Here is a 21,669-nt window from a genome sequence, read left to right on the forward strand (position 1 = left end):
ATACGCTGTGTTTAAGGAATAAACCGTGACTCCTGTGATGTTTCGCAAGACCCTGCTCGCCCTGGCAATCACTGCCACCGCCCTGCCTGTCGGCGCCCAAACCATCAAGTTGACCGATGCCGGCTTCATCAGCGAGCACAAGACCTACGAAGGCAACCTCGAATTCACTGGCGCCTACACCGGCAGTGCCGCCGAAGACGCGATCGAATTCAACGGCAACCACGTCAAGGGCGACCTGATTCTCAACACCACGATCAACAGCAGCGGCAACTTTGCCGGCGGCATCGACCTGGACGCCTGGGAAGACGGCAGCAGCTGGGCCAGCAACCAGATCGACGGCAACCTGATCAACAAGGGCAGCATCAGCGCCGTGGGCGGCGGCTCCAATGCCCTGATGATCGACCCGGCCACCATCAATGGCAGCGTCATCAACCAGGGCCTGCTCAGCGCCACCGGCGAACCGCTGCTCGACGGCAGCGAAATGGACGTGGCCCGTGCACTGGACTTCACCGGCACGATCAAGGGCGACCTGCTCAATGACACCACTGGCCGCATCATCGCCAAGGGCACCAGCGCCAAGGGCATCAACCTGGAAGGCGGCCGTATCGGCGGCAAGCTGATCAACAACGGCCTGATCCAGGTTACCGGCGACGGCGCTACCGCCATCGACGCCACTACCAGCTTCAACGGGCAGAATGTGGACATGGTCGACCTGGCCGGCATCGTCAACAACGGCACCATCATCGCCACCGGCGATGACGCCGAAGGCATCCGTGTGGACGGCGCCAGCTTCACCACCGCCGAGCGCCAGATCGTCAACACCGGCACCATCAAGGCGACCGATGCGGCCATCGTGATCGGCAACTTCGACATCGATGCCTACGATGACAACCGGCTGTACAACAGCTATGCAGGGCTGGAAATCGTCAACAGCGGCACGCTGATCTCCGAAGACGAAGCGGTCGATGCCTCCGAAACCGAGCGCAGCGTGTACCTGACCTTGCTGGACGGCAGCAAGATCACCGGCAACCTGATCGACCTGACCACCGTCGAGGTGTACGGCAAGGTGGACTTCAGCGGCACCGACAGCAGCAGCGACGGTGCCAACATCCGTCTGCGCCAGGGCGGCTGGATGGACGTGGGCAGCGTCAGCCGCAATGCGCCAGCGCACCTGAACTTCGTGCAGCCGCACACCACCATCGACGGCAACCTGTACGTGGCCGGCAACTCGTCGCTGGACTTGAACCTGAGCAGCGCCACCCGTGCCGATACCGCCGTGGTGGCCGTCAGCGGTACTGCCGAGTTCGGCAAGGGCGCACAGATTCGCCTGGCCGCACAGGGCAGCGACTTCAGCGCCCAGGGCAGCACGTACAACCTGTTCCAGGCCGGGCGCATCGATCTGCTGGACGCTTCCGACAATGTCGACGCCAACGGCAAGCTGAACCTGGTGAGCAGCTCGGCCCTGCTCAAGATCGACAGCTACAGCCTGCAGGACAACAAGCTGGTGGCTACCGTCACCGGCAAGGGCGCCGAAGAAGTCACCGACATCCTGGTCGGCCAGGGTGCCTCGGCCAACAGCCAACTGGCCCTGGGCAGCCTGAACCGCGACAGCATCCTGAGCAAACTGAGCGCCAACGACCCGCTGCTGCAAGCCTTCGCCAATGCCGACGAGGCCCAGCTGGCCAAGCTGGCCGAGCAACTGACACCTGAAGTCAACGGCGGCGCCACCCAGGCAGCCACCACCAGCCAGAACCTGGTGAGCAATGTCACCGGCAGCCGTACCAGCAGCCTGCGCGGCGCCTCCTCGGGCGAAGCGTTCAAGGACACCGGCGTGTGGGTGCAGACCCTCTACAGCGATGCCAGCCAGGACCTGCGCGACGGCGTGGCCGGCTACAACGCCTACAGCCGCGGCATCGCGGTGGGTGCCGACGGCAAGCTCAACGACAACCTGACCCTGGGCCTGGCGTACAGCTTCATCAACACCGACGTCAACGGCAAAAGCGGCAACCAGACCAAGGTGGACAGCCACGCCTTCACGCTGTACGGCGGCTTCGAGCAGGGCAACTACTTCGTCGATGCCAGCCTGAGCTATGGCTTGAACGACAACGACAGCAAACGCAAGATTGCCGGCACCTCGGCCAAGGCCGATTACGACAGCGACCTGCTGGGCCTGAACGTGGTGGGTGGCTACACCTATCACATCAACCCGCAGATGCTGGTCGAGCCGCGCATTGCCGCACGCTACAGCCTGGTGAACATCGACGGTTACCGCGAGAAGGGTTCGTCGGCTGCACTGAAGGTCGAAGACCAGCGCTACGAGGCCATCGAGCTGGGCGCAGGCCTGCGCGTTGCCGGCGAGTATCCGCTGGGCGCCGGCACCCTGCAGCCACAGGCTCGCCTGATGGCATACCATGACTTCGCGGCGGACGAAGCCAAGAGCACCTCGACCTTCCTGCTGGGTAGCACCCCGTTCGTCACCAGCGGCGCCAAGGCCGTGCGCAACAGCTACGAAGCCGGCGTAGGCGCCGACTACAAGCTGGGCGCGGTGACCCTGGGCGTGAACTACGACTACATCGGCAAATCGGGCTTTGACGCCGATGTGTTCTCGGCCAAGGTGCGTTACGACTTCTGATCGATGACAGCAGCTGCATGAAAAAGGCCGGTGTCTCGCGACACCGGCCTTTTTCGTTTCACTTGGCCTGGTAGATGATCCCCGGGCTGCACTGCACCATCTGGTAATGGTCGGGCAGCCCGTTGAGCGCCTCGGACGCCCCCAGGAACAGGTAACCGCCGGGCTTGAGCGTGCCGTGAATGCGCAGCAGGATGTCCTTCTTCACCTGGGCGGAGAAGTAGATCAGCACGTTGCGGCAGAACACGATGTCGAACTTGCCCAGGCTCGCGTAGCTGTCGAGCAGGTTGAACGAACGAAACTCGACGCGGCTGCGGATCGGGGCCTTGACTGCCCAGCGCCCCGGCCCCTTGGGGTCGAAATAGCGTTGCAGGCGCTCCTGGGACAAGCCACGGGCAATGGCCAGGCTGTCGTACTCACCGGTCTTGCAGTTGGCCAGCATCGAGCCGGACAGGTCGGTGGCGACGATCTGCGCCCCCATCTTCAATTGCCCGATGTTGCTGCGCTCGAACTCGTCGATGGCCATGGAGATCGAGTACGGCTCCTGCCCCGACGAACAGGCCGCCGACCAGATGCGCAGGCGCTGGCCAGGGTTGGCCTTGATCTGCTCGGGCAAGACCTTGTTCTTGAGCACCTCGAACGGATAGTTGTCGCGAAACCACAGGGTTTCGTTGGTGGTCATCGCATCGACCACCTGCTCGCGCAAGCCGCTGCGCGGCTGGGTCTGGATCCGCTGCACCAGCTCGCTCAACGATTTGATGCCCTGCTGTTCCATCAGCTTGTTGAGACGGCTGGAGACCAGATACTGCTTGTTTTCGCCCAGCAGGATGCCACAGGCTTTTTCCAGGAAGACCCGGAATTGTTCGAAATCCAAATTACCCGTAGACAATGATGCCGCCTCTTAAATCATGTGTAACGCCAGGGACGAGCCCTGGCCGTTAGTGGGTGGCCTTGATCCGGTCGACCACGCGTTGCGCCAGGTCATCCGGCCGGAACTTGGCGAGAAAATCATCCGCGCCCACCTTCTTGACCATGGCCTGGTTGAAGACGCCGGAAAGCGAAGTATGCAGGATGATGTGCAACTTTTGCATGCGCGGGTCGTTGCGGATTTCTGCAGTCAGGGTATAGCCGTCCATTTCCGGCATCTCGATGTCGGAAATCATCATCAGGAATTCCTCTTCCGGATGCTTGCCCTCATCGACCATCTTGCGCAGGTAATCCAGCGCCTGCCGGCCGTCGTTGAGCGCAACCACCTCGACCCCCACCGTCTGCAGGCAACGGCTGACCTGCTTGCGTGCCACCGAGGAGTCATCCACGGTGAGCACGCGCAGCGACACGGCCTTGACCTGCACTTCTTCGTCGACCACACCCAGGGAGATCGCCTCGGAGGTCGGCGAGACCTCGGCGAGGATCTTCTCCACGTCGATGATCTCGACCATCTTGCCGTCCACCCGGGTCACGGCCGTCAGGTAATGGTCACGACCGGTGCCCTTGGGTGGCGGATGGATCTCCTCCCAGTTCATGTTGACGATGCGTTCGACCGAGTGCACCAGAAACCCCTGGGTCTTGGTGTTGTACTCGGTGATGATCACGAAGCTCTTGCTGACATCTTCACTCAGACCGGGCATGCCGGTCGCCATCGCCAGATCCAGGATCGGGATGGTTGCCCCACGAATATTCGCCACACCGCGCACCACCGGGTTGGACTTGGGCATCACGGTCAGGTTCGGGCATTGCAGCACCTCCCGCACCTTGAACACGTTGATCCCGTACAGCTGCTCGCCATTGAGGCGGAACAACAGCAGTTCGAGACGGTTCTGCCCTACCAGTTGTGTGCGCTGGTTAACCGAATCCATTACACCAGCCATGCCAGACTCCTCGACCAAATGCTCGAGCGTCGTACCGCAGTCGGCACGCGCCTTGCTTTTTTAACTGTATGAACACGAAAACGACATTTTTCCGACGCCTGACCCGCCCCTTGCCCGGCATCCTTGCTGCGCTGTGCCTGCTGGCCCCCGGCGTTCGAACTCTGGCTGACGCTTTCACCTTGCCTGAACAGCTTATCGGTGTCACTCAGGGGTTTCTTGAATTCACGGTCGAGGATTACCTGGCGACCAGCCAGACCGAAGGGCGCTTCGAGATCCAGGTCAACAGCCTCGACCCGCGCCTGCGCATGCCACTGTGCGACCAGCAACTGGGCGCCACCCTGGAAAGCCCGGCGCAACCGCTGGGCAGGGTGACCGTGCGCGTACGCTGCGATGGCAGCTCCCCGTGGACGGTGTTCGTGCCGGCCCAGGTGCGGCTGTTTCGCAATGTGGTAACCGTGGCGCGTCCGCTCAAGCGCGACAGCGTGGTCGGCGAACAGGACGTGAGCCTGCGCGAGCGGGACGTGGGCATGCTCAACCAGGGCTACCTGACCAGCCTGGAGCAGGCCGTGGGCCTGAAGGTCATCCGACCGACGGTCATCGATCAGGTGCTCACGCCGCTGCATCTGGAGCAGGCCGAAGTGGTCCGCAAGGGCGATCATGTGGTCATCATCGCCCGCAGCGGCACGCTGAGCGTGCGCATGCCGGGAGAAGCCTTGAGCAAGGGCGGCATCAGTGAACAGATACGGGTACGCAATCTGAACTCCAAACGGGTGGTGAAGGCACGGGTCACTGGACCAGGGCAGGTGGAAGTCGCGATGTGAAGCGGGTCACGACGCCAGAACAAACAAGGCTGGCGATCAGGAACCGCTTTTCCTAAACTGTGTCGAACCGGGTTGATGGGCTGGCCGCGCAAGCTGCACTGCATTTGCGTCTAAAGTTTCTTTCGGGTTGGCCGAAAACAAGGCAAGCGTCCAAACACCCAGAGGTTTTCTGATCATGGTCATCGACTTCAGTCGTTTGAATAATTCCCCGTCCGTGACGGGCGCCGTGCGCACTGGCAACAGCCAGGAAAGCACGGCCACTGCTCGCACCGCCACCAGCGCTACCGAGGCTGGCCAGAGCGGAGAAGCCGTACACCTGAGCCACGAGGCCCAGCAGTTGCAACAGGTCAGCGACAAGCTGCGCGATCAACCGGTTGTCAACAGCGCCCGCGTGGCCGAGTTGAAACAGGCCATCGCCGACGGCAGCTACCAGGTGGACGCCCAGCGCGTCGCCAGCAAACTGCTTAATTTCGAAGCCCAGCGCTAGCCCTCTGGCGCGCTGACTTCAGGACGCTAGAACCAAGAGCCAGCCAATGCACGACACTACTCTGCTGCAACTGATCGAAGATGATATTGCTCCAGCGCAACAACTGCTCGAGTTGTTGCAGGCTGAAGCCGTGGCCCTGCATGGCCGCGACATGCCCTTGCTGGAAAATATTCTGGCCCGCAAGCAATCGCTGGTGGTGCTGCTCGATCAAGGCGGACAACGACGTAGTGCGCTGCTTGCGAACCTGGGCCTGCCGCAAAGCCGCGAAGGTGTAGTGGCCATGGCCGAGCAATCGGACCTGGGCTCCCTGCTCATCGAGCAGCTCGATGTGCTGGCTGCGCTGATGAATGATTGCCAGGCGGTCAACGCACGCAACGGCCAGGCGATCCAGCTTCAGCAGTACACCACCGAAAACCAGATCAAGATCCTCATGGGTGGCGAATCACCGTCGCTCTACGATGCCCGTGGCACTACATCGCCGCTTTCAAAGCCTCGTGCACTCAGCCAGGCGTGACCCCCTCTATCAAGGCACGATTCATGCTGGCAGAATGCCAGCAATTGCCTGTGTCGTTTTTGCCTGGAGATTCATCAACCGTGTTCAATGACGAAGAAGCTCCTCAGCCTCCGAAGGTGCTGACTACGCCTTTGGAAATTGCCGCTCATTTGCGGATGTTGCTAGAGAGCCATGACCCACTGATCATCACGTTCCCCGAACGCAGCCAGCGCTTCCAGAGTTATGTGGTGGAGGTAGACCGGGACAGCAACAGCATGGCCCTGGACGAAATGATCCCGCGCGATGGCGAACGCTTCCTCGAAAATGGCGAACCATTCCGTATCGAAGGCTTCCATGACGGCGTGCGCATTGCCTGGGACTGCACTACCCCGCTGAGCATCAGCACCTCTGACGGCTCACGCTGCTACCGCGGCAGCCTGCCCACAGAAGTTACCTATCACCAGCGTCGCAATGCGTTTCGCGCAGCACTGAAGCTGTCGCAACTGGTCGACGTGATTTTCGACGGCGAGAAACTGCGGGGCGAGCACCCGCTCAAGGGCAAGCTGCTGGATATTTCGGCTACTGGCTGCAAGCTTCGCTTCGAGGGCGATATCGAGGAGCGGTTGCAGTTGGGCCAGGTCTATGAGAAGTTTGCTACCGGCCTGCCGCTGGGGCTTTCTCAGGTAATGGTCGAGCTGCGCCACCTGCACTATGAAGAGCGCCTGAACGCCACCTTCGCCGGCATTCGCTTTCATAACGTGACAGGACAGATGGCGCGCAAGATCGAAAGCTTTGTGTACCAGCTGCAACGTGAAGCGCGACGCTTCGACAAAGACGATTACTGATAGACATCACGCTTCACATTTCCAAGGGTCGCTACCCATTCAGCGGCAACGGATTCATCCGCAAAGGGGCGCCTGGCGCCCCGCCTGCCAGCGGAACTCAGACGCAGCCCTTCGCCACTATCTGCCCCCACGCCACTCACACTTCTGGCGCAGGCTTGACAGGTTCAACGCCCTCAGCCTCCCCGGGCGTGCCCTCCTCCTCGGTATCTTCGGCACCTACCGGTGCCTGCATCTGATCCTGCACCACCTGCTCATCAACCCGCGGGTCGAGCGCCGCAGACAGCGGTGAACCTGCCGCCGGCATCGCTACGTGAAGCAATGGCGCATCCTCGACCTGATGCAGGTTGGTAACCGCTTTGGGACGGATGCGCCACACCAGCACCAGCGCGAAGAAACAGAAGAACGCGTAAAGCATCTGGTCGCCCAGGGTCTTCATCAGCACACCGGCCACCAGCGGCCCGATGCTCGCCCCCACGCCATAGGTCACCAGCAGCATCGCGGTGAGCGAGACCCGTCGCTCGCTTTCAACGTGGTCGTTGGAAAACGCCACCGCCAGCGGGTAGAGGCAGAACTGCAGCAGCGAGACCGCAAAACCGGTGATGAACAGCACCTCGAGCGGCACGCTCGGCAGCAGCGCCAATGGCAGGGAGGTGACGGCCAGCCCCACCGCCACACTGCGAATCAGCACGGCCCGGTCGTAACGGTCCGACAACCAGCCCAATGGCCACTGCACCAGCAGGCCGGCAAAGATGCAGCAGCCCATGAACACACCGACCTGTTCTGTACTGAGCCCCTGCTTGGAGGCGTACAGAGGCGCCAGACCATAGAACGATCCCACGATCAGCCCCGCCCCGAGTACCGTACTCAGCGACTGCGGGACGCGCTTGATGAAGAACCGCGGCTCCATGGGGGCCGGACGCAGCGGTGCGGGGTGGATGCGCCGGGTCAGGGCCACCGGAACCAGGCACAGCGCAAAGCACATGGCCACCAGCATCAGCAGCTCCAGGCCCAGCTGCGGGTGAACCACCAGAATCAGCTGGCCCAGTACCAGGCCCAGATAGGAGGCGATCATGTAACCGCTGAACACCGCCCCACGCTGCTTGGCGTCGGCCTGTTCGTTGAGCCAGCTCTCGATCACCATGTACTGGCACATCATGCCCAGGCCGACGATCACCCGCAGCAGCAGCCAGGCCGGCAACCAGCTGACCAGACCATGACCAAGCACCGCTGCGCCGACGATGCCGGCACACGTAGCGTAGGCGCGGATATGCCCCACCCTGGCGATCAGCCGGTGACCGATCTTGCCCCCCAGCGCCAGGCCGAAATAGTTGGCCGCCATCAGCGCACCGACCCACAGGCTGTCGACCTGATCGGCCGCCAGTCGCAGGGCCAGGTAGGTGCTCAACAGGCCGGAACCGATCAACATCATCAATGCGGCGAAATACAGCGCGCGAAAAGACTTCCAGATACTTCGCATCGACGTCCCTGAGGGCCCCTTGAGCAGGTGAAAAAACTGCTTGAAAGCATAAGTGAAAAAAACGCCGACGCGGCGGGCCGGGCATAAAAAAACAGGTGACAAACCATGATCTCGATCATGGCTGCCACCTGCCTCCGCTTACCCTGGCGCCAGGCGGCATTGCCGCCCCGCAGTTACGCCTGTGCCGCCAGCACGCGCCGCTCCCACGGGGTGATCTCGTCGAAGAAGCTGGTCAGTTCCAGGGTCTTGGACGCGATGTAACCTTCGATGAACTCAGTCCCGAACAGTTCCCTCGCCAACTGGCTGCGCTTGAGACGCTCCAGTGCCGCGTGCAGCGTGCAGGGCAGTGAAAGGTTGTCGGGCACCTCGAATTCGCCCTGGATCGCCGGCGCCGGCTCCAGCTGCTGTTCGATACCGTACAAGCCGGCCGCCAGGCTGGCGGCGATGGCCAGGTAGGGGTTGGTATCGGCCCCGGGCAGGCGGTTTTCGACCCTGCGCGCTACCGGTGCGCTGGCAGGGATACGCAGGCCCGCAGCGCGGTTGTCCTGCGACCAGCAGGCATTGTTGGGCGATGCATAAGGGTGGCACAGGCGCTGGTAGGAGTTGACGTTGGGTGCGAACAACGCGGTGAAGTCGGCCATGCATGCCTGCTGGCCACCAATGAAGTGATAGAAGGCAGGAGTTGGCTGCCCCTGCGCATCGCTGAACACGTTACGGCCGTTGTCGATCTCGACCACGCTCTGGTGAATGTGCATCGAACTGCCTGGGGTTCTGGCCAGCGGCTTGGCCATGCACACCACATTCAGGCCATGCTTGAGCGCAACCTCCTTGAGCAGGTGCTTGAACAGGAAGGTCTGGTCGGCAAGCAGCAGCGGGTCACCGTGCAGCAGGTTGATCTCGAACTGGCTGACGCCCATCTCGTGCATGAAGGTGTCGCGCGGCAGGCCCAGGGCCTCCATGCAACGGTAGACCTCGCTGAAGAACGGGCGCAGGCCATTGTTGGAACTGACGCTGAACGCCGAATGGCCGTCCTCGCGCCGACCGTCCAGCCCGGTGGGCGGCAGGAACGGCTGGCTCGGGTCGGGATTGGGAGCGAACACGAAGAACTCGAGCTCGGTGGCCACCACTGGCGCCAGGCCGTGCGTGCGATACCGCTCGATCACCGCCTTGAGCTGGCCGCGGGTGGACAAGCCCGAACTCTGTCCATCGAGCTCATTGGCATCGCAGATCGCCAGTGCCCTTGGTTCGTCGCTCCAGGGCAGGCGGTAGATATGCAGGGGGTCGGCCGCCAGGGCAAGGTCGCCGTCGTCGCTGCCATAGAAGCGTGCCGCAGGGTATCCGCCCATGATGCACTGCAGCAGCACGCCGCGTGCCATCTGCAGGCGCCGCCCTTCCAGGAACCCCTCGGCGGTCATCACCTTGCCGCGAGGCACGCCATTGAGGTCGGGGGTGACGCATTCGATTTCATCAATGCCCGTCAATCGCTCGGCGAGAGAACGTTGGCCATTGGTCGTCATGACTTGATCCTTGTTATTTTTAACAAGCCGCGAACGGCGACCCGAACAACATAGTCCGGGGGTGTTAAAAATATCAAGCACCATATAGTCCCGATCGCTGGACGAACGCCGCCAGCCAACCCGTAGAAGCTGTCTACACTGTGCCTGGCAGCGTAATACCGTTGGCCGGCAGCGGCAGCGCAGTCTTGTAGCGCACCTGCTTGAGGGCGAAGCTGGAGCGAATATTGGCCACCCCGGGCAAGCGGGTGAGGTAGTCCAGAAACCGCTCCAGGGCCTGGATGCTCGGCAGCAGTACACGCAGCAGGTAATCCGGGTCGCCGGTCATCAGGTAGCACTCCATCACTTCCGGGCGCTCGGCGATTTCCTCTTCGAAGCGGTGCAGCGATTGCTCCACCTGTTTTTCCAGGCTGACGTGGATGAACACGTTGACGTCCAGCCCCAGCACTTCGGGCGACAGCAAGGTCACCTGCTGGCGAATCACGCCAAGCTCCTCCAGCGCCTTGACCCGGTTGAAACAGGGGGTGGGCGACAGATTTACCGAACGGGCCAGCTCGGCGTTGGTGATGCGGGCATTGTCCTGAAGGCTGTTGAGAATGCCGATGTCAGTACGATCCAGTTTGCGCATGAGACAAATTCACCTGCTTCTTGTTCTTTTGAAGAATGTTTATCCGCAAGCCAGCCCAAAGGCAATGAACTTGAGAAAAATATTCTTCCGCCAGCGGAATATGATGTAGGCAAGACTGACTCTCCGGTCACAAGCCGGGTTCAGTAGCGACCGCTTCAAAGCTCAACAAAAACACAAGACAGAGCGAGCGTAAAAAAGCATGAACGAGTACGCCCCCCTGCGTCTGCATGTGCCCGAGCCTACAGGCCGGCCAGGCTGCCAGACCGATTTTTCCTACCTGCGTCTGAATGACGCCGGTCAGGTCCGCAAACCCGCCATCGATGCCGAACCCGCCGGTACCGCCGACCTTGCCTACGGGCTGATCCGCGTGCTCGACGAACAGGGCCGTGCGCTTGGCCCCTGGGCCGAGGACATCGGCCCCGAAGTGCTGCGCCAAGGCATGCGCGCGATGCTCAAGACCCGGCTGTTCGACAGCCGCATGGTCGTGGCGCAGCGCCAGAAGAAGATGTCCTTCTACATGCAGAGCCTGGGCGAGGAAGCCATCGGCAGCGGCCAGGCACTGGCCTTGAACCGCAGCGACATGTGCTTCCCCACCTACCGCCAGCAGAGCATCCTGATGGCCCGCGACGTGTCGCTGGTAGAGATGATCTGCCAGCTGCTGTCCAACGAGCGCGACCCGCTCAAGGGTCGCCAGCTGCCCATCATGTACTCGGTGCGCGAAGCCGGCTTCTTCACCATCAGCGGTAACCTGGCGACCCAGTTCGTGCAGGCGGTCGGCTGGGCCATGGCCTCGGCCATCAAGGGCGATACCAAGATCGCTTCGGCCTGGATCGGCGATGGTGCTACGGCCGAGTCGGACTTCCACACCGCGCTGACCTTCGCACACGTGTACCAGGCCCCGGTGATTCTAAACGTGGTCAACAACCAGTGGGCCATCTCCACCTTCCAGGCCATCGCCGGTGGTGAATCCACCACCTTCGCCGGCCGCGGCGTTGGCTGTGGCATCGCTTCGCTGCGGGTCGACGGCAACGACTTCATCGCGGTGTACGCGGCCTCGCGCTGGGCCGCCGAACGTGCCCGCCGCGGCCTGGGCCCGACCCTGATCGAATGGGTGACTTACCGCGCCGGGCCGCACTCCACGTCGGACGACCCGTCCAAGTACCGTCCGGCCGACGACTGGAGCCACTTCCCCCTCGGCGACCCGATCGCCCGCCTCAAGCAGCACCTGGTGGCCATCGGGCACTGGTCGGAGCAAGAGCATCAGGCGGTGACTGCTGAGCTGGAAGCCGAAATCATCAGTGCGCAGAAGGAAGCCGAGCAGTACGGCACCCTGGCCGGCGGGCAGATGCCCAGCCCGGCGAGCATTTTCGAGGATGTGTACAAGGAAATGCCGGAACACCTGCGGCGCCAGCGCCAGGAACTGGGGATCTGACATGAACGATCACAACACCACTATCCAGTTGGAAACCGCCATGGCGACTACCACCATGACCATGATCCAGGCCCTGCGCTCGGCCATGGATATCATGCTTGAGCGCGATGACAATGTTGTCGTCTATGGCCAGGACGTCGGTTACTTCGGCGGCGTGTTCCGCTGCACCGAAGGGCTGCAGAACAAGTACGGCAAGTCGCGGGTGTTCGACGCACCGATCTCCGAAAGCGGTATCGTCGGCACCGCCGTGGGCATGGGTGCCTATGGCCTGCGCCCTGTGGTGGAAATCCAGTTTGCCGACTACTTCTACCCTGCCTCGGACCAGATCGTCTCGGAGATGGCCCGCCTGCGCTACCGCTCTGCCGGCGAGTTCGTGGCCCCGCTGACCCTGCGCATGCCGTGCGGTGGCGGCATCTACGGCGGCCAGACCCACAGCCAGAGCCCGGAGGCGATGTTCACCCAGGTCTGCGGCCTGCGTACCGTGATGCCTTCGAACCCCTACGACGCCAAGGGCCTGTTGATCGCCTCGATCGAAAACGACGACCCGGTGATCTTCCTGGAGCCCAAGCGCCTGTACAACGGCCCTTTCGACGGGCACCACGACCGGCCGGTAACGCCCTGGTCCAAACACCCCGCCAGCGCCGTACCGGATGGCTACTACACCGTGCCACTGGACAAGGCTGCCATCACCCGCCCAGGCAATGCGGTGACGGTACTGACCTACGGCACCACGGTGTATGTATCCCAGGTGGCTGCCGAAGAGACCGGCATCGACGCCGAGGTCATCGACCTGCGCAGCCTCTGGCCACTGGACCTGGAGACCATCGTCGAGTCGGTGAAGAAGACCGGCCGCTGTGTGGTCGTGCACGAAGCCACCCGCACCTGCGGCTTTGGCGCCGAGCTGGTGGCGCTGGTACAGGAGCACTGCTTCCATCACCTCGAAGCCCCGATCGAACGCGTCACCGGTTGGGACACCCCCTACCCGCACGCGCAGGAATGGGCATACTTCCCCGGCCCATCGCGAGTGGGTGCGGCATTGAAACGGGTCATGGAGGTCTGAATGGGCACGCACGTCATCAAGATGCCGGACATCGGCGAAGGCATCGCACAGGTTGAGCTGGTGGAGTGGTTCGTAAAGGTCGGCGATACCGTCACAGAAGATCAGGTGGTCGCCGACGTCATGACCGACAAGGCCACCGTGGAAATTCCTTCGCCGGTCACCGGCAAGGTGCTGGCCCTGGGCGGCCAGCCCGGTGAGGTCATGGCCGTAGGCAGCGAGCTGATTCGCATCGAGGTCGAAGGGGCCGGCAACTATCAGGAAGGCGCCGGCAAGCCGGCAGCAGCCACGCCGCCTGCGGTAGCTGCCGCACCGAAGGCCAGCGTACCCGAAGCCCAACCCCAGCCCGCCGTCGTGTCTACCCCGGCAGCGGCACCTTCAGGCAACGCACAGCGTTCATCGACGATCGTGCCACGTGAGGCCAACGAGCGTCCGCTGGCCTCCCCGGCGGTGCGCAAGCGCGCGCTGGATGCGGGCATAGAGCTGCGCTATGTACATGGTAGTGGCCCTGCCGGGCGCATCCTGCACGAAGACCTGGACGCTTTTCTCGTTCAACCGAGTACCAGCAGTGCATCGGGCCCCGGTGGCTATGCAAGGCGTGATGACAGCGAGCAGGTGCCAGTGATCGGCCTGCGCCGCAAGATCGCGCAGCGCATGCAGGATGCCAAGCGCCGCGTCGCGCACTTCAGCTATGTCGAGGAAATCGACGTGACCGCGCTGGAAGAACTACGCGTACACCTGAACAAGAAGCATGGTGACAGCCGCGGCAAGCTGACCCTGCTGCCCTTCCTGGTACGGGCAATGGTGATCGCCGCGCGCGAATTCCCGCAGATCAACGCCACCTATGACGACGAAGCCCAGCTCATTACCCGCCATGGTGCAGTGCATGTGGGTATCGCCACCCAGGGCGACAACGGGCTGATGGTACCGGTGCTGCGCCATGCCGAGGCCGGCAGCCTGTGGAGCAATGCCAGCGAGATCGCCCGGGTAGCCAACGCCGCCCGCAACAACAAGGCCAGCCGTGAAGAGCTGTCCGGCTCGACCATTACGCTCACCAGCCTCGGCGCACTGGGCGGCATCGTCAGCACACCGGTGGTGAACACGCCGGAGGTAGCCATTGTCGGGGTCAACCGCATCGTCGAGCGGCCAATGGTGGTCAACGGCCAGATCGTGGTGCGCAAGATGATGAACCTGTCCAGTTCGTTCGACCATCGTGTGGTCGACGGCATGGACGCCGCGCTCTTCATCCAGGCCATCCGCGGCCTGCTCGAACAACCTGCCAGCCTGTTTGTGGAGTGACCATGCAGACTCTCAATACCACCCTGCTGATCATTGGGGGCGGCCCCGGCGGTTATGTCGCGGCGATTCGTGCCGGTCAACTGGGCATCCCCACTGTACTGGTCGAAGGCCAGGCACTGGGCGGCACCTGCCTGAACATAGGCTGTATTCCATCCAAGGCACTGATCCATGTAGCGGAGCAGTTCCACCAGACTTGTCAGCACAGCCAGCATTCCAGCCTGGGCATCAAGGTACAGGCTCCCAGCCTGGACATTACCCAGAGCGTGGGCTGGAAGGACGGCATCGTCGACCGCCTGACCAGCGGCGTTGCCGCCTTGCTGAAGAAACACGGCGTGACGGTGATTCATGGCTGGGCAAAGATCGTCGACGGCAAAACCGTCGACGTCGAAGGCCAGCGCATTCAGTGCGAGCACCTGCTGCTCGCCACGGGCTCCAGCAGTGTGGAGCTGCCCATGCTTCCACTGGGCGGCCCGATCATCTCGTCCACCGAAGCCCTGGCCCCGCAACGCCTGCCAAGGCGCCTGACGGTGGTGGGTGCAGGCTATATCGGCCTGGAGCTGGGTATTGCCTACCGCAAGCTGGGGGTCGAGGTAAGCGTGGTGGAGGCGCGCGAGCGTATCCTGCCTACGTATGACAGCGAGCTCACTCAGCCGGTAGCCGAGTCGCTGAAGAAACTGGGCGTGACGCTGTACCTCAAGCACAGCGTCGAAGGCTTCGATAACGCCACCCAGTGCCTGCAGATCAGGGACCCGCATGGCGAACAGTTGACGCTGGAAACCGATCAGGTGCTGGTTGCCGTAGGACGTCGGCCACGCACTCAAGGGTTCAACCTGGAAACCCTGGAGCTCAAGATGAATGGCTCAGCCATTGCCATCGATGAGCGTTGCCAGACCAGCATGCGCAATGTGTGGGCAATCGGCGATCTGAGCGGCGAGCCGATGCTGGCCCACCGCGCCATGGCCCAGGGCGAGATGGTGGCCGAACTCATCGCCGGCAAGCAGCGGGTTTTCGATCCGGTGGCCATCGCGGCAGTGTGCTTTACCGACCCCGAGGTGGTGGTGGCAGGCAAGACACCCGAGGCCGCACAACAGCAAGGCCTGGATTGCATCGTTGCGCAGTTCCCGTTCGCGGCCAATGGCAGGGCCATGACGCTGGAATCCAAAAGCGGCTTCGTACGCGTGGTGGCGCGTCGCGACAATCACCTGATCCTGGGCTGGCAGGCTGTCGGCGTGGGGGTTTCGGAACTGTCTACCGCGTTTGCACAATCACTGGAGATGGGCGCCCGGCTCGAGGATGTGGCCGGAACCATCCATGCCCACCCTACCCTCGGAGAGGCTGTGCAGGAGGCTGCATTGCGTGCCTTGGGGCACGCGTTGCACCTGTAGCCAGTACCACTGGGCGTCGATCATCGACGCCCAGGCATCAGGCGATCTGGTTCTTGCCGCCGGCCTTGGCGCGATAGAGCGCCTGGTCGGCACGGGCGACCAGTTGCTCCGGGCGCTCGCCGCCACGCCACTGGGCGATGCCAAAACTCAATGTGACGCGGTGCTCGCCAATTGGGGGCAACCTCAACACCTGCTGGCGGATGGCATCGGCTACCGCCATTGCTGCCTGCAGGTCACTCCCTGGCATCAACACCATGAACTCGTCACCCCCCCATCGGGCAAGCAGGTGCTCGGGGCCGACACACTTACGGATCTGTTCGACCACCTCTACCAGGGCGGTATCGCCACGGGCGTGGCCGTAACGATCATTGATCGGCTTGAAATCGTCGAAATCCATCAGGATCAGGCTCAAGGGCAAACGAAAGCGGCCGGCACGTTCGCATTCCTGAAGCAGGGCCTTTTCCAGGCGATAACGATTGGCCGCCAGGGTCAACGAGTCGCGCTCGGCCAGGTCACGGTTCTCATCGAGCTGACGTTTCAGTTGCTCGTTCACCCAGCACAGTTCCCGGGTCCGTTCGGCAATCAGTGACTCCAGCGAGCTGTTGCGCTGCTCCAGATGGGCAACCAGGCGCTTGCGGTCGTCGATGTTGCGGTGTGCACCGAACATCCTGGCCACCGAGCCATCAGGGTTGCGCGCAACCACATGCCCGCTGTCCTCGATCCACAGGTAGCTGCCATCCTTGCAACGGCAACGGTACTCCACCTGGTAGCTGGGCGCGCGCTGGCTCAGGTAGTCCTCGAAGCAGGCCATCACCCGCGGGTAGTCCTCGGGGTGAATGACGTTTTCCCAGGTGAACACCGTATTGTCCAGCGAGTGGCTGGGGTAGCCCAGCATGCGATACCAACCCGGGTTGCGATAGACATGGCCGGTGTTGGCGTTCCAGTCCCAGATGCCATCACTGACCAGGTCCAGGAGGGTTTGCAGTTGCTCTTGCCCCAGGTCGCTCAATGGCGCCATCACGCAAGCGGTATTCTCACTCATGGACACTCTCCCCTGTCCAGCAACTACGCCCCAGCTCAATGATGGTGCTGCCGATTGTTATGCGCCAAAGCCTGCGCGAAATTTCGAACAATATACTCGCGAAAGAATGGAAGCGGCAGGCGGAACCGACCGCACGTCCAACTGCAAGCCTTGGCTGTTGCCGCCTGCGGCAATCATCCGCCTCTTTGGGGCAACAGCGTGCCAGAGTTAAACGGCCGAGCATTGCTGCCCCCTTGTAATACAGAGGGTTCAGAGCGTGAGGTAACTGGCACAGCCCTTGCTCTTCCCTTGCTCTGCACAGTATCGGGAGACCTTCAGGTGAGCATCATCAATGATTATGGTTGGCAGGTAGCCGCTACCACTCAGCAACGTAGCAGTGTTTCTACAGACAGCGATGCTGTGCCGTATGTACCTGTTTCAGTTGCCATTCAGTCGACGTCCGACACGCGTGGGAGTACCAGTCACTCCGAGCAGCGCTTTCACGACAACCAGCAAGAAGCGTTCGCAAAGTTCAAGGTCAGTCTGCAGAACCTGGAAGAGATCTTTGACACGAAGGAACCAGAGAGCACTGCCTTGCAAGAGTTTCGCGACTACATGGCACTGTCTCCCGAGCAGAAAATTCGCGAGAAGATGCTGCGCGAACTTGGGCTGAGCCTTGAAGAATACGAAGAGTTACCCCCTGAGAAGAAGGAGCTGATCGACAAGCAGATCGCTCAACGCATCAAGGAAGAAATGGAGATAAAAACCATGGCCAAGCTGCAACCGCCTCAACAGATGGATGCGGTCAGTGCACTGGCAGGTTCACAGACACTGTCGGCAGAAGGCACCGACGAGAAGGACAGGACGGACCCGCTGGCCTGAATCGTATTACGCAAAAAACCACCTCCCGAGGTGGTTTTTTTATGCCCGCCTTGCAGGAAACTTTCGGCCCACAAAGACAAAACCCCTACCTGCAGATGCAGATAGGGGTTTCGGAATTTAATCTTGACGATGACCTACTCTCACATGGGGAAACCCCACACTACCATCGGCGATGCATCGTTTCACTACTGAGTTCGGGATGGGATCAGGTGGTTCCAATGCTCTATGGTCGTCAAGAAATTCTGTTGCCAGAAGGCCTTGTTCAGACACTCCAGCGAATCGGGTATGTGATGTTTGTGAGTTACAAATCTTCGGCTTACTGTGTCTTCACAACACCGCAATCTGGTCGTTCGACGCAAATTGCTTGGGTGTTATATGGTCAAGCCTCACGGGCAATTAGTATTGGTTAGCTCAACGCCTCACAGCGCTTACACACCCAACCTATCAACGTCGTAGTCTTCGACGGCCCTTCAGGGAGCTCAAGGCTCCAGTGAGATCTCATCTTGAGGCAAGTTTCCCGCTTAGATGCTTTCAGCGGTTATCTCTTCCGAACATAGCTACCCGGCAATGCCACTGGCGTGACAACCGGAACACCAGAGGTTCGTCCACTCCGGTCCTCTCGTACTAGGAGCAGCCCCTCTCAAATCTCAAACGTCCACGGCAGATAGGGACCGAACTGTCTCACGACGTTCTAAACCCAGCTCGCGTACCACTTTAAATGGCGAACAGCCATACCCTTGGGACCGGCTTCAGCCCCAGGATGTGATGAGCCGACATCGAGGTGCCAAACACCGCCGTCGATATGAACTCTTGGGCGGTATCAGCCTGTTATCCCCGGAGTACCTTTTATCCGTTGAGCGATGGCCCTTCCATACAGAACCACCGGATCACTAAGACCTACTTTCGTACCTGCTCGACGTGTCTGTCTCGCAGTCAAGCGCGCTTTTGCCTTTATACTCTACGACCGATTTCCGACCGGTCTGAGCGCACCTTCGTACTCCTCCGTTACTCTTTAGGAGGAGACCGCCCCAGTCAAACTACCCACCATACACTGTCCTCGATCCGGATAACGGACCTGAGTTAGAACCTCAAAGTTGCCAGGGTGGTATTTCAAGGATGGCTCCACGCAGACTGGCGTCCACGCTTCAAAGCCTCCCACCTATCCTACACAAGCAAATTCAAAGTCCAGTGCAAAGCTATAGTAAAGGTTCACGGGGTCTTTCCGTCTAGCCGCGGATACACTGCATCTTCACAGCGATTTCAATTTCACTGAGTCTCGGGTGGAGACAGCGCCGCCATCGTTACGCCATTCGTGCAGGTCGGAACTTACCCGACAAGGAATTTCGCTACCTTAGGACCGTTATAGTTACGGCCGCCGTTTACCGGGGCTTCGATCAAGAGCTTCGCGTTAGCTAACCCCATCAATTAACCTTCCGGCACCGGGCAGGCGTCACACCCTATACGTCCACTTTCGTGTTTGCAGAGTGCTGTGTTTTTAATAAACAGTCGCAGCGGCCTGGTATCTTCGACCGGCATGAGCTTACGGAGCAAGTCCTTCACCCTCACCGGCGCACCTTCTCCCGAAGTTACGGTGCCATTTTGCCTAGTTCCTTCACCCGAGTTCTCTCAAGCGCCTTGGTATTCTCTACCCAACCACCTGTGTCGGTTTGGGGTACGGTTCCTGGTTACCTGAAGCTTAGAAGCTTTTCTTGGAAGCATGGCATCAACCACTTCGTCGCCTAATGGCAACTCGTCATCAGCTCTCGGCCTTAAGATCCCGGATTTACCTAAGATCTCAGCCTACCACCTTAAACTTGGACAACCAACGCCAAGCTGGCCTAGCCTTCTCCGTCCCTCCATCGCAATAACCAGAAGTACAGGAATATTAACCTGTTTTCCATCGACTACGCTTTTCAGCCTCGCCTTAGGGACCGACTAACCCTGCGTCGATTAACGTTGCGCAGGAAACCTTGGTCTTTCGGCGTGGGAGTTTTTCACTCCCATTGTCGTTACTCATGTCAGCATTCGCACTTCTGATACCTCCAGCAAGCTTCTCAACTCACCTTCACAGGCTTACAGAACGCTCCTCTACCGCATCACCTAAGTGATACCCGTAGCTTCGGTGTATGGTTTGAGCCCCGTTACATCTTCCGCGCAGGCCGACTCGACTAGTGAGCTATTACGCTTTCTTTAAAGGGTGGCTGCTTCTAAGCCAACCTCCTAGCTGTCTAAGCCTTCCCACATCGTTTCCCACTTAACCATAACTTTGGGACCTTAGCTGACGGTCTGGGTTGTTTCCCTTTTCACGACGGACGTTAGCACCCGCCGTGTGTCTCCCATGCTCGGCACTTGTAGGTATTCGGAGTTTGCATCGGTTTGGTAAGTCGGGATGACCCCCTAGCCGAAACAGTGCTCTACCCCCTACAGTGATACATGAGGCGCTACCTAAATAGCTTTCGAGGAGAACCAGCTATCTCCGAGCTTGATTAGCCTTTCACTCCGATCCACAGGTCATCCGCTAACTTTTCAACGGTAGTCGGTTCGGTCCTCCAGTCAGTGTTACCTAACCTTCAACCTGCCCATGGATAGATCGCCCGGTTTCGGGTCTATACCCAGCGACTAAACGCCCTATTAAGACTCGCTTTCGCTACGCCTCCCCTATTCGGTTAAGCTCGCCACTGAATATAAGTCGCTGACCCATTATACAAAAGGTACGCAGTCACCTAACAAAGTAGGCTCCCACTGCTTGTACGCATACGGTTTCAGGATCTATTTCACTCCCCTCTCCGGGGTTCTTTTCGCCTTTCCCTCACGGTACTGGTTCACTATCGGTCAGTCAGTAGTATTTAGCCTTGGAGGATGGTCCCCCCATATTCAGACAAAGTTTCTCGTGCTCCGTCCTACTCGATTTCATGACTAAGAGATTTTCGCGTACAGGGCTATCACCCACTATGGCCGCACTTTCCAGAGCGTTCCGCTAATCTCAAAGCCACTTAAGGGCTAGTCCCCGTTCGCTCGCCACTACTAAGGGAATCTCGGTTGATTTCTTTTCCTCAGGGTACTTAGATGTTTCAGTTCCCCTGGTTCGCCTCTTGCACCTATGTATTCAGTACAAGATACCTGACTTATGCCAGGTGGGTTCCCCCATTCAGAGATCTCCGGATCAAAGTCTGTTTGCCGACTCCCCGAAGCTTATCGCAGGCTACCACGTCTTTCATCGCCTCTGACTGCCAAGGCATCCACCGTATGCGCTTCTTCACTTGACCATATAACCCCAAGCAATCTGGTTATACTGTGAAGACAACATTCGCCGAAAACTTGTAATTACTCACAAATTTTACCTTAGCCTGAACATACACCAGTGAAAGTGCTGTCCAGTCTATCTTTCTATCACATACCCAAATTTTTAAAGAACGATTCTGATAAAGTTCAGAAATCAATATTCGAGGCGAATATTCATTTCTAAGCTTTGACAAATTAGCAAGCGGGGTGGTGGAGCCAAGCGGGATCGAACCGCTGACCTCCTGCGTGCAAGGCAGGCGCTCTCCCAGCTGAGCTATGGCCCCAGCAAATTGGTGGGTCTGGGCAGATTCGAACTGCCGACCTCACCCTTATCAGGGGTGCGCTCTAACCAACTGAGCTACAGACCCAATCGAAGGTTGCTAACCTAATCGTCTTCTTCAATGAATCAAGCAATTCGTGTGGGAGCTTATGAGACAGCTGATGTCGTCGATTAAGGAGGTGATCCAGCCGCAGGTTCCCCTACGGCTACCTTGTTACGACTTCACCCCAGTCATGAATCACACCGTGGTAACCGTCCTCCCGAAGGTT

At 60.2% G+C, this 21,669-nt stretch carries 16 protein-coding genes, 2 tRNA genes and 3 rRNA genes (1 of these 21 only partly in view); 10 read left to right on the forward strand and 11 right to left on the reverse strand.

The window, feature by feature from the left end; all coding sequences use genetic code 11:
- The first annotated feature begins 37 nt into the window (after positions 1–37).
- Positions 38–2,632, forward strand: coding sequence for an autotransporter domain-containing protein (locus tag ACPRTJ_RS02250; RefSeq protein ID WP_426429057.1), 2,595 nt, complete (start codon positions 38–40; stop codon positions 2,630–2,632).
- 58 nt (positions 2,633–2,690) lie between these two features.
- Here the strand turns inward: ACPRTJ_RS02250 and cheR are convergent, their stop codons facing one another.
- Both cheR and ACPRTJ_RS02260 read right to left on the reverse strand, forming a co-directional pair.
- A complete protein-coding gene (gene cheR / locus ACPRTJ_RS02255; protein ID WP_043861780.1) occupies positions 2,691–3,518 on the reverse strand; it encodes a protein-glutamate O-methyltransferase CheR in 828 nt (275 codons plus the stop codon).
- A 49-nt stretch (positions 3,519–3,567) separates the two neighbouring features.
- A complete protein-coding gene (locus ACPRTJ_RS02260) occupies positions 3,568–4,497 on the reverse strand; it encodes a chemotaxis protein CheV (RefSeq protein WP_043861779.1) in 930 nt (309 codons plus the stop codon).
- A gap of 68 nt (positions 4,498–4,565) precedes the next feature.
- Between ACPRTJ_RS02260 and flgA the strand changes: the two genes are divergently transcribed.
- The 4 genes from flgA (at position 4,566) to ACPRTJ_RS02280 (ending at position 7,143) form a co-directional block, all read left to right on the forward strand.
- On the forward strand, positions 4,566–5,318 hold the full coding sequence (gene flgA / locus ACPRTJ_RS02265; protein ID WP_043861778.1) for a flagellar basal body P-ring formation chaperone FlgA: 753 nt from the start codon (positions 4,566–4,568) through the stop codon (positions 5,316–5,318).
- 175 nt (positions 5,319–5,493) lie between these two features.
- Positions 5,494–5,805 carry a flagellar biosynthesis anti-sigma factor FlgM gene (flgM, locus tag ACPRTJ_RS02270; protein WP_043861777.1) on the forward strand — a complete coding sequence of 104 codons (312 nt, stop codon included), beginning with the start codon at positions 5,494–5,496 and terminating at the stop codon, positions 5,803–5,805.
- A gap of 46 nt (positions 5,806–5,851) precedes the next feature.
- Positions 5,852–6,319, forward strand: a complete 468-nt coding sequence (locus ACPRTJ_RS02275) for a flagella synthesis protein FlgN (protein ID WP_043861776.1) — start codon at positions 5,852–5,854, stop codon at positions 6,317–6,319.
- Positions 6,320–6,399: 80 nt separating this feature from the next.
- Positions 6,400–7,143, forward strand: coding sequence for a flagellar brake protein (locus ACPRTJ_RS02280; RefSeq protein WP_043861775.1), 744 nt, complete (start codon positions 6,400–6,402; stop codon positions 7,141–7,143).
- A 136-nt stretch (positions 7,144–7,279) separates the two neighbouring features.
- Here the strand turns inward: ACPRTJ_RS02280 and ACPRTJ_RS02285 are convergent, their stop codons facing one another.
- The 3 genes from ACPRTJ_RS02285 to bkdR form a co-directional block, all read right to left on the reverse strand.
- A complete protein-coding gene (locus ACPRTJ_RS02285) occupies positions 7,280–8,620 on the reverse strand; it encodes an MFS transporter (RefSeq protein ID WP_043861774.1) in 1,341 nt (446 codons plus the stop codon).
- A gap of 173 nt (positions 8,621–8,793) precedes the next feature.
- Positions 8,794–10,035 (reverse strand): glutamine synthetase family protein, encoded by a 1,242-nt coding sequence (locus ACPRTJ_RS02290; RefSeq protein WP_173925107.1) that lies wholly within the window; start codon positions 10,033–10,035, stop codon positions 8,794–8,796.
- 235 nt (positions 10,036–10,270) lie between these two features.
- Positions 10,271–10,762: a Bkd operon transcriptional regulator BkdR gene (gene bkdR, locus ACPRTJ_RS02295; RefSeq protein ID WP_043861772.1), complete on the reverse strand. Its 492-nt coding sequence runs from the start codon at positions 10,760–10,762 to the stop codon at positions 10,271–10,273.
- 199 nt (positions 10,763–10,961) lie between these two features.
- Here bkdR and ACPRTJ_RS02300 point away from each other — a divergent pair, with 199 nt between their 5' ends.
- The 4 genes from ACPRTJ_RS02300 to lpdA are packed head-to-tail and all read left to right on the forward strand — an operon-like array spanning position 10,962 to position 15,935.
- Positions 10,962–12,194, forward strand: coding sequence for a 3-methyl-2-oxobutanoate dehydrogenase (2-methylpropanoyl-transferring) subunit alpha (locus ACPRTJ_RS02300; protein ID WP_043861771.1), 1,233 nt, complete (start codon positions 10,962–10,964; stop codon positions 12,192–12,194).
- A gap of 1 nt (position 12,195) precedes the next feature.
- On the forward strand, positions 12,196–13,254 hold the full coding sequence (locus ACPRTJ_RS02305) for an alpha-ketoacid dehydrogenase subunit beta (protein ID WP_043861770.1): 1,059 nt from the start codon (positions 12,196–12,198) through the stop codon (positions 13,252–13,254).
- Positions 13,255–14,550, forward strand: coding sequence for a dihydrolipoamide acetyltransferase family protein (locus ACPRTJ_RS02310; RefSeq protein ID WP_043861769.1), 1,296 nt, complete (start codon positions 13,255–13,257; stop codon positions 14,548–14,550).
- Between the two features lie 2 nt (positions 14,551–14,552).
- Entirely contained in the window at positions 14,553–15,935 is a 1,383-nt protein-coding gene (gene lpdA / locus ACPRTJ_RS02315) for a dihydrolipoyl dehydrogenase (RefSeq protein WP_058542065.1), read from the forward strand.
- A 37-nt stretch (positions 15,936–15,972) separates the two neighbouring features.
- Here the strand turns inward: lpdA and ACPRTJ_RS02320 are convergent, their stop codons facing one another.
- Entirely contained in the window at positions 15,973–16,977 is a 1,005-nt protein-coding gene (locus ACPRTJ_RS02320) for a sensor domain-containing diguanylate cyclase (protein WP_054915652.1), read from the reverse strand.
- 318 nt (positions 16,978–17,295) lie between these two features.
- Between ACPRTJ_RS02320 and ACPRTJ_RS02325 the strand changes: the two genes are divergently transcribed.
- Entirely contained in the window at positions 17,296–17,838 is a 543-nt protein-coding gene (locus tag ACPRTJ_RS02325; RefSeq protein WP_052504266.1) for a hypothetical protein, read from the forward strand.
- Positions 17,839–17,959: 121 nt separating this feature from the next.
- Here the strand turns inward: ACPRTJ_RS02325 and rrf are convergent.
- The 5 genes from rrf to ACPRTJ_RS02350 form a co-directional block, all read right to left on the reverse strand.
- A 5S ribosomal RNA gene (rrf, locus tag ACPRTJ_RS02330) occupies positions 17,960–18,075 on the reverse strand.
- A 138-nt stretch (positions 18,076–18,213) separates the two neighbouring features.
- A 23S ribosomal RNA gene (locus ACPRTJ_RS02335) occupies positions 18,214–21,104 on the reverse strand.
- Positions 21,105–21,328: 224 nt separating this feature from the next.
- Positions 21,329–21,404 (reverse strand) — tRNA-Ala (locus ACPRTJ_RS02340).
- 7 nt (positions 21,405–21,411) lie between these two features.
- Positions 21,412–21,488, reverse strand: a tRNA-Ile gene (locus ACPRTJ_RS02345).
- 84 nt (positions 21,489–21,572) lie between these two features.
- A 16S ribosomal RNA gene (locus ACPRTJ_RS02350) occupies positions 21,573–21,669 on the reverse strand (it continues 1,440 nt past the right edge of the window).
- Together the 16S, 23S and 5S rRNA genes with 2 tRNA genes alongside form the textbook arrangement of a ribosomal RNA operon.

It is taken from the genome of Pseudomonas palmensis, from assembly GCF_049942755.1.
Classification (GTDB): Bacteria; Pseudomonadota; Gammaproteobacteria; order Pseudomonadales; family Pseudomonadaceae; genus Aquipseudomonas; species Aquipseudomonas palmensis.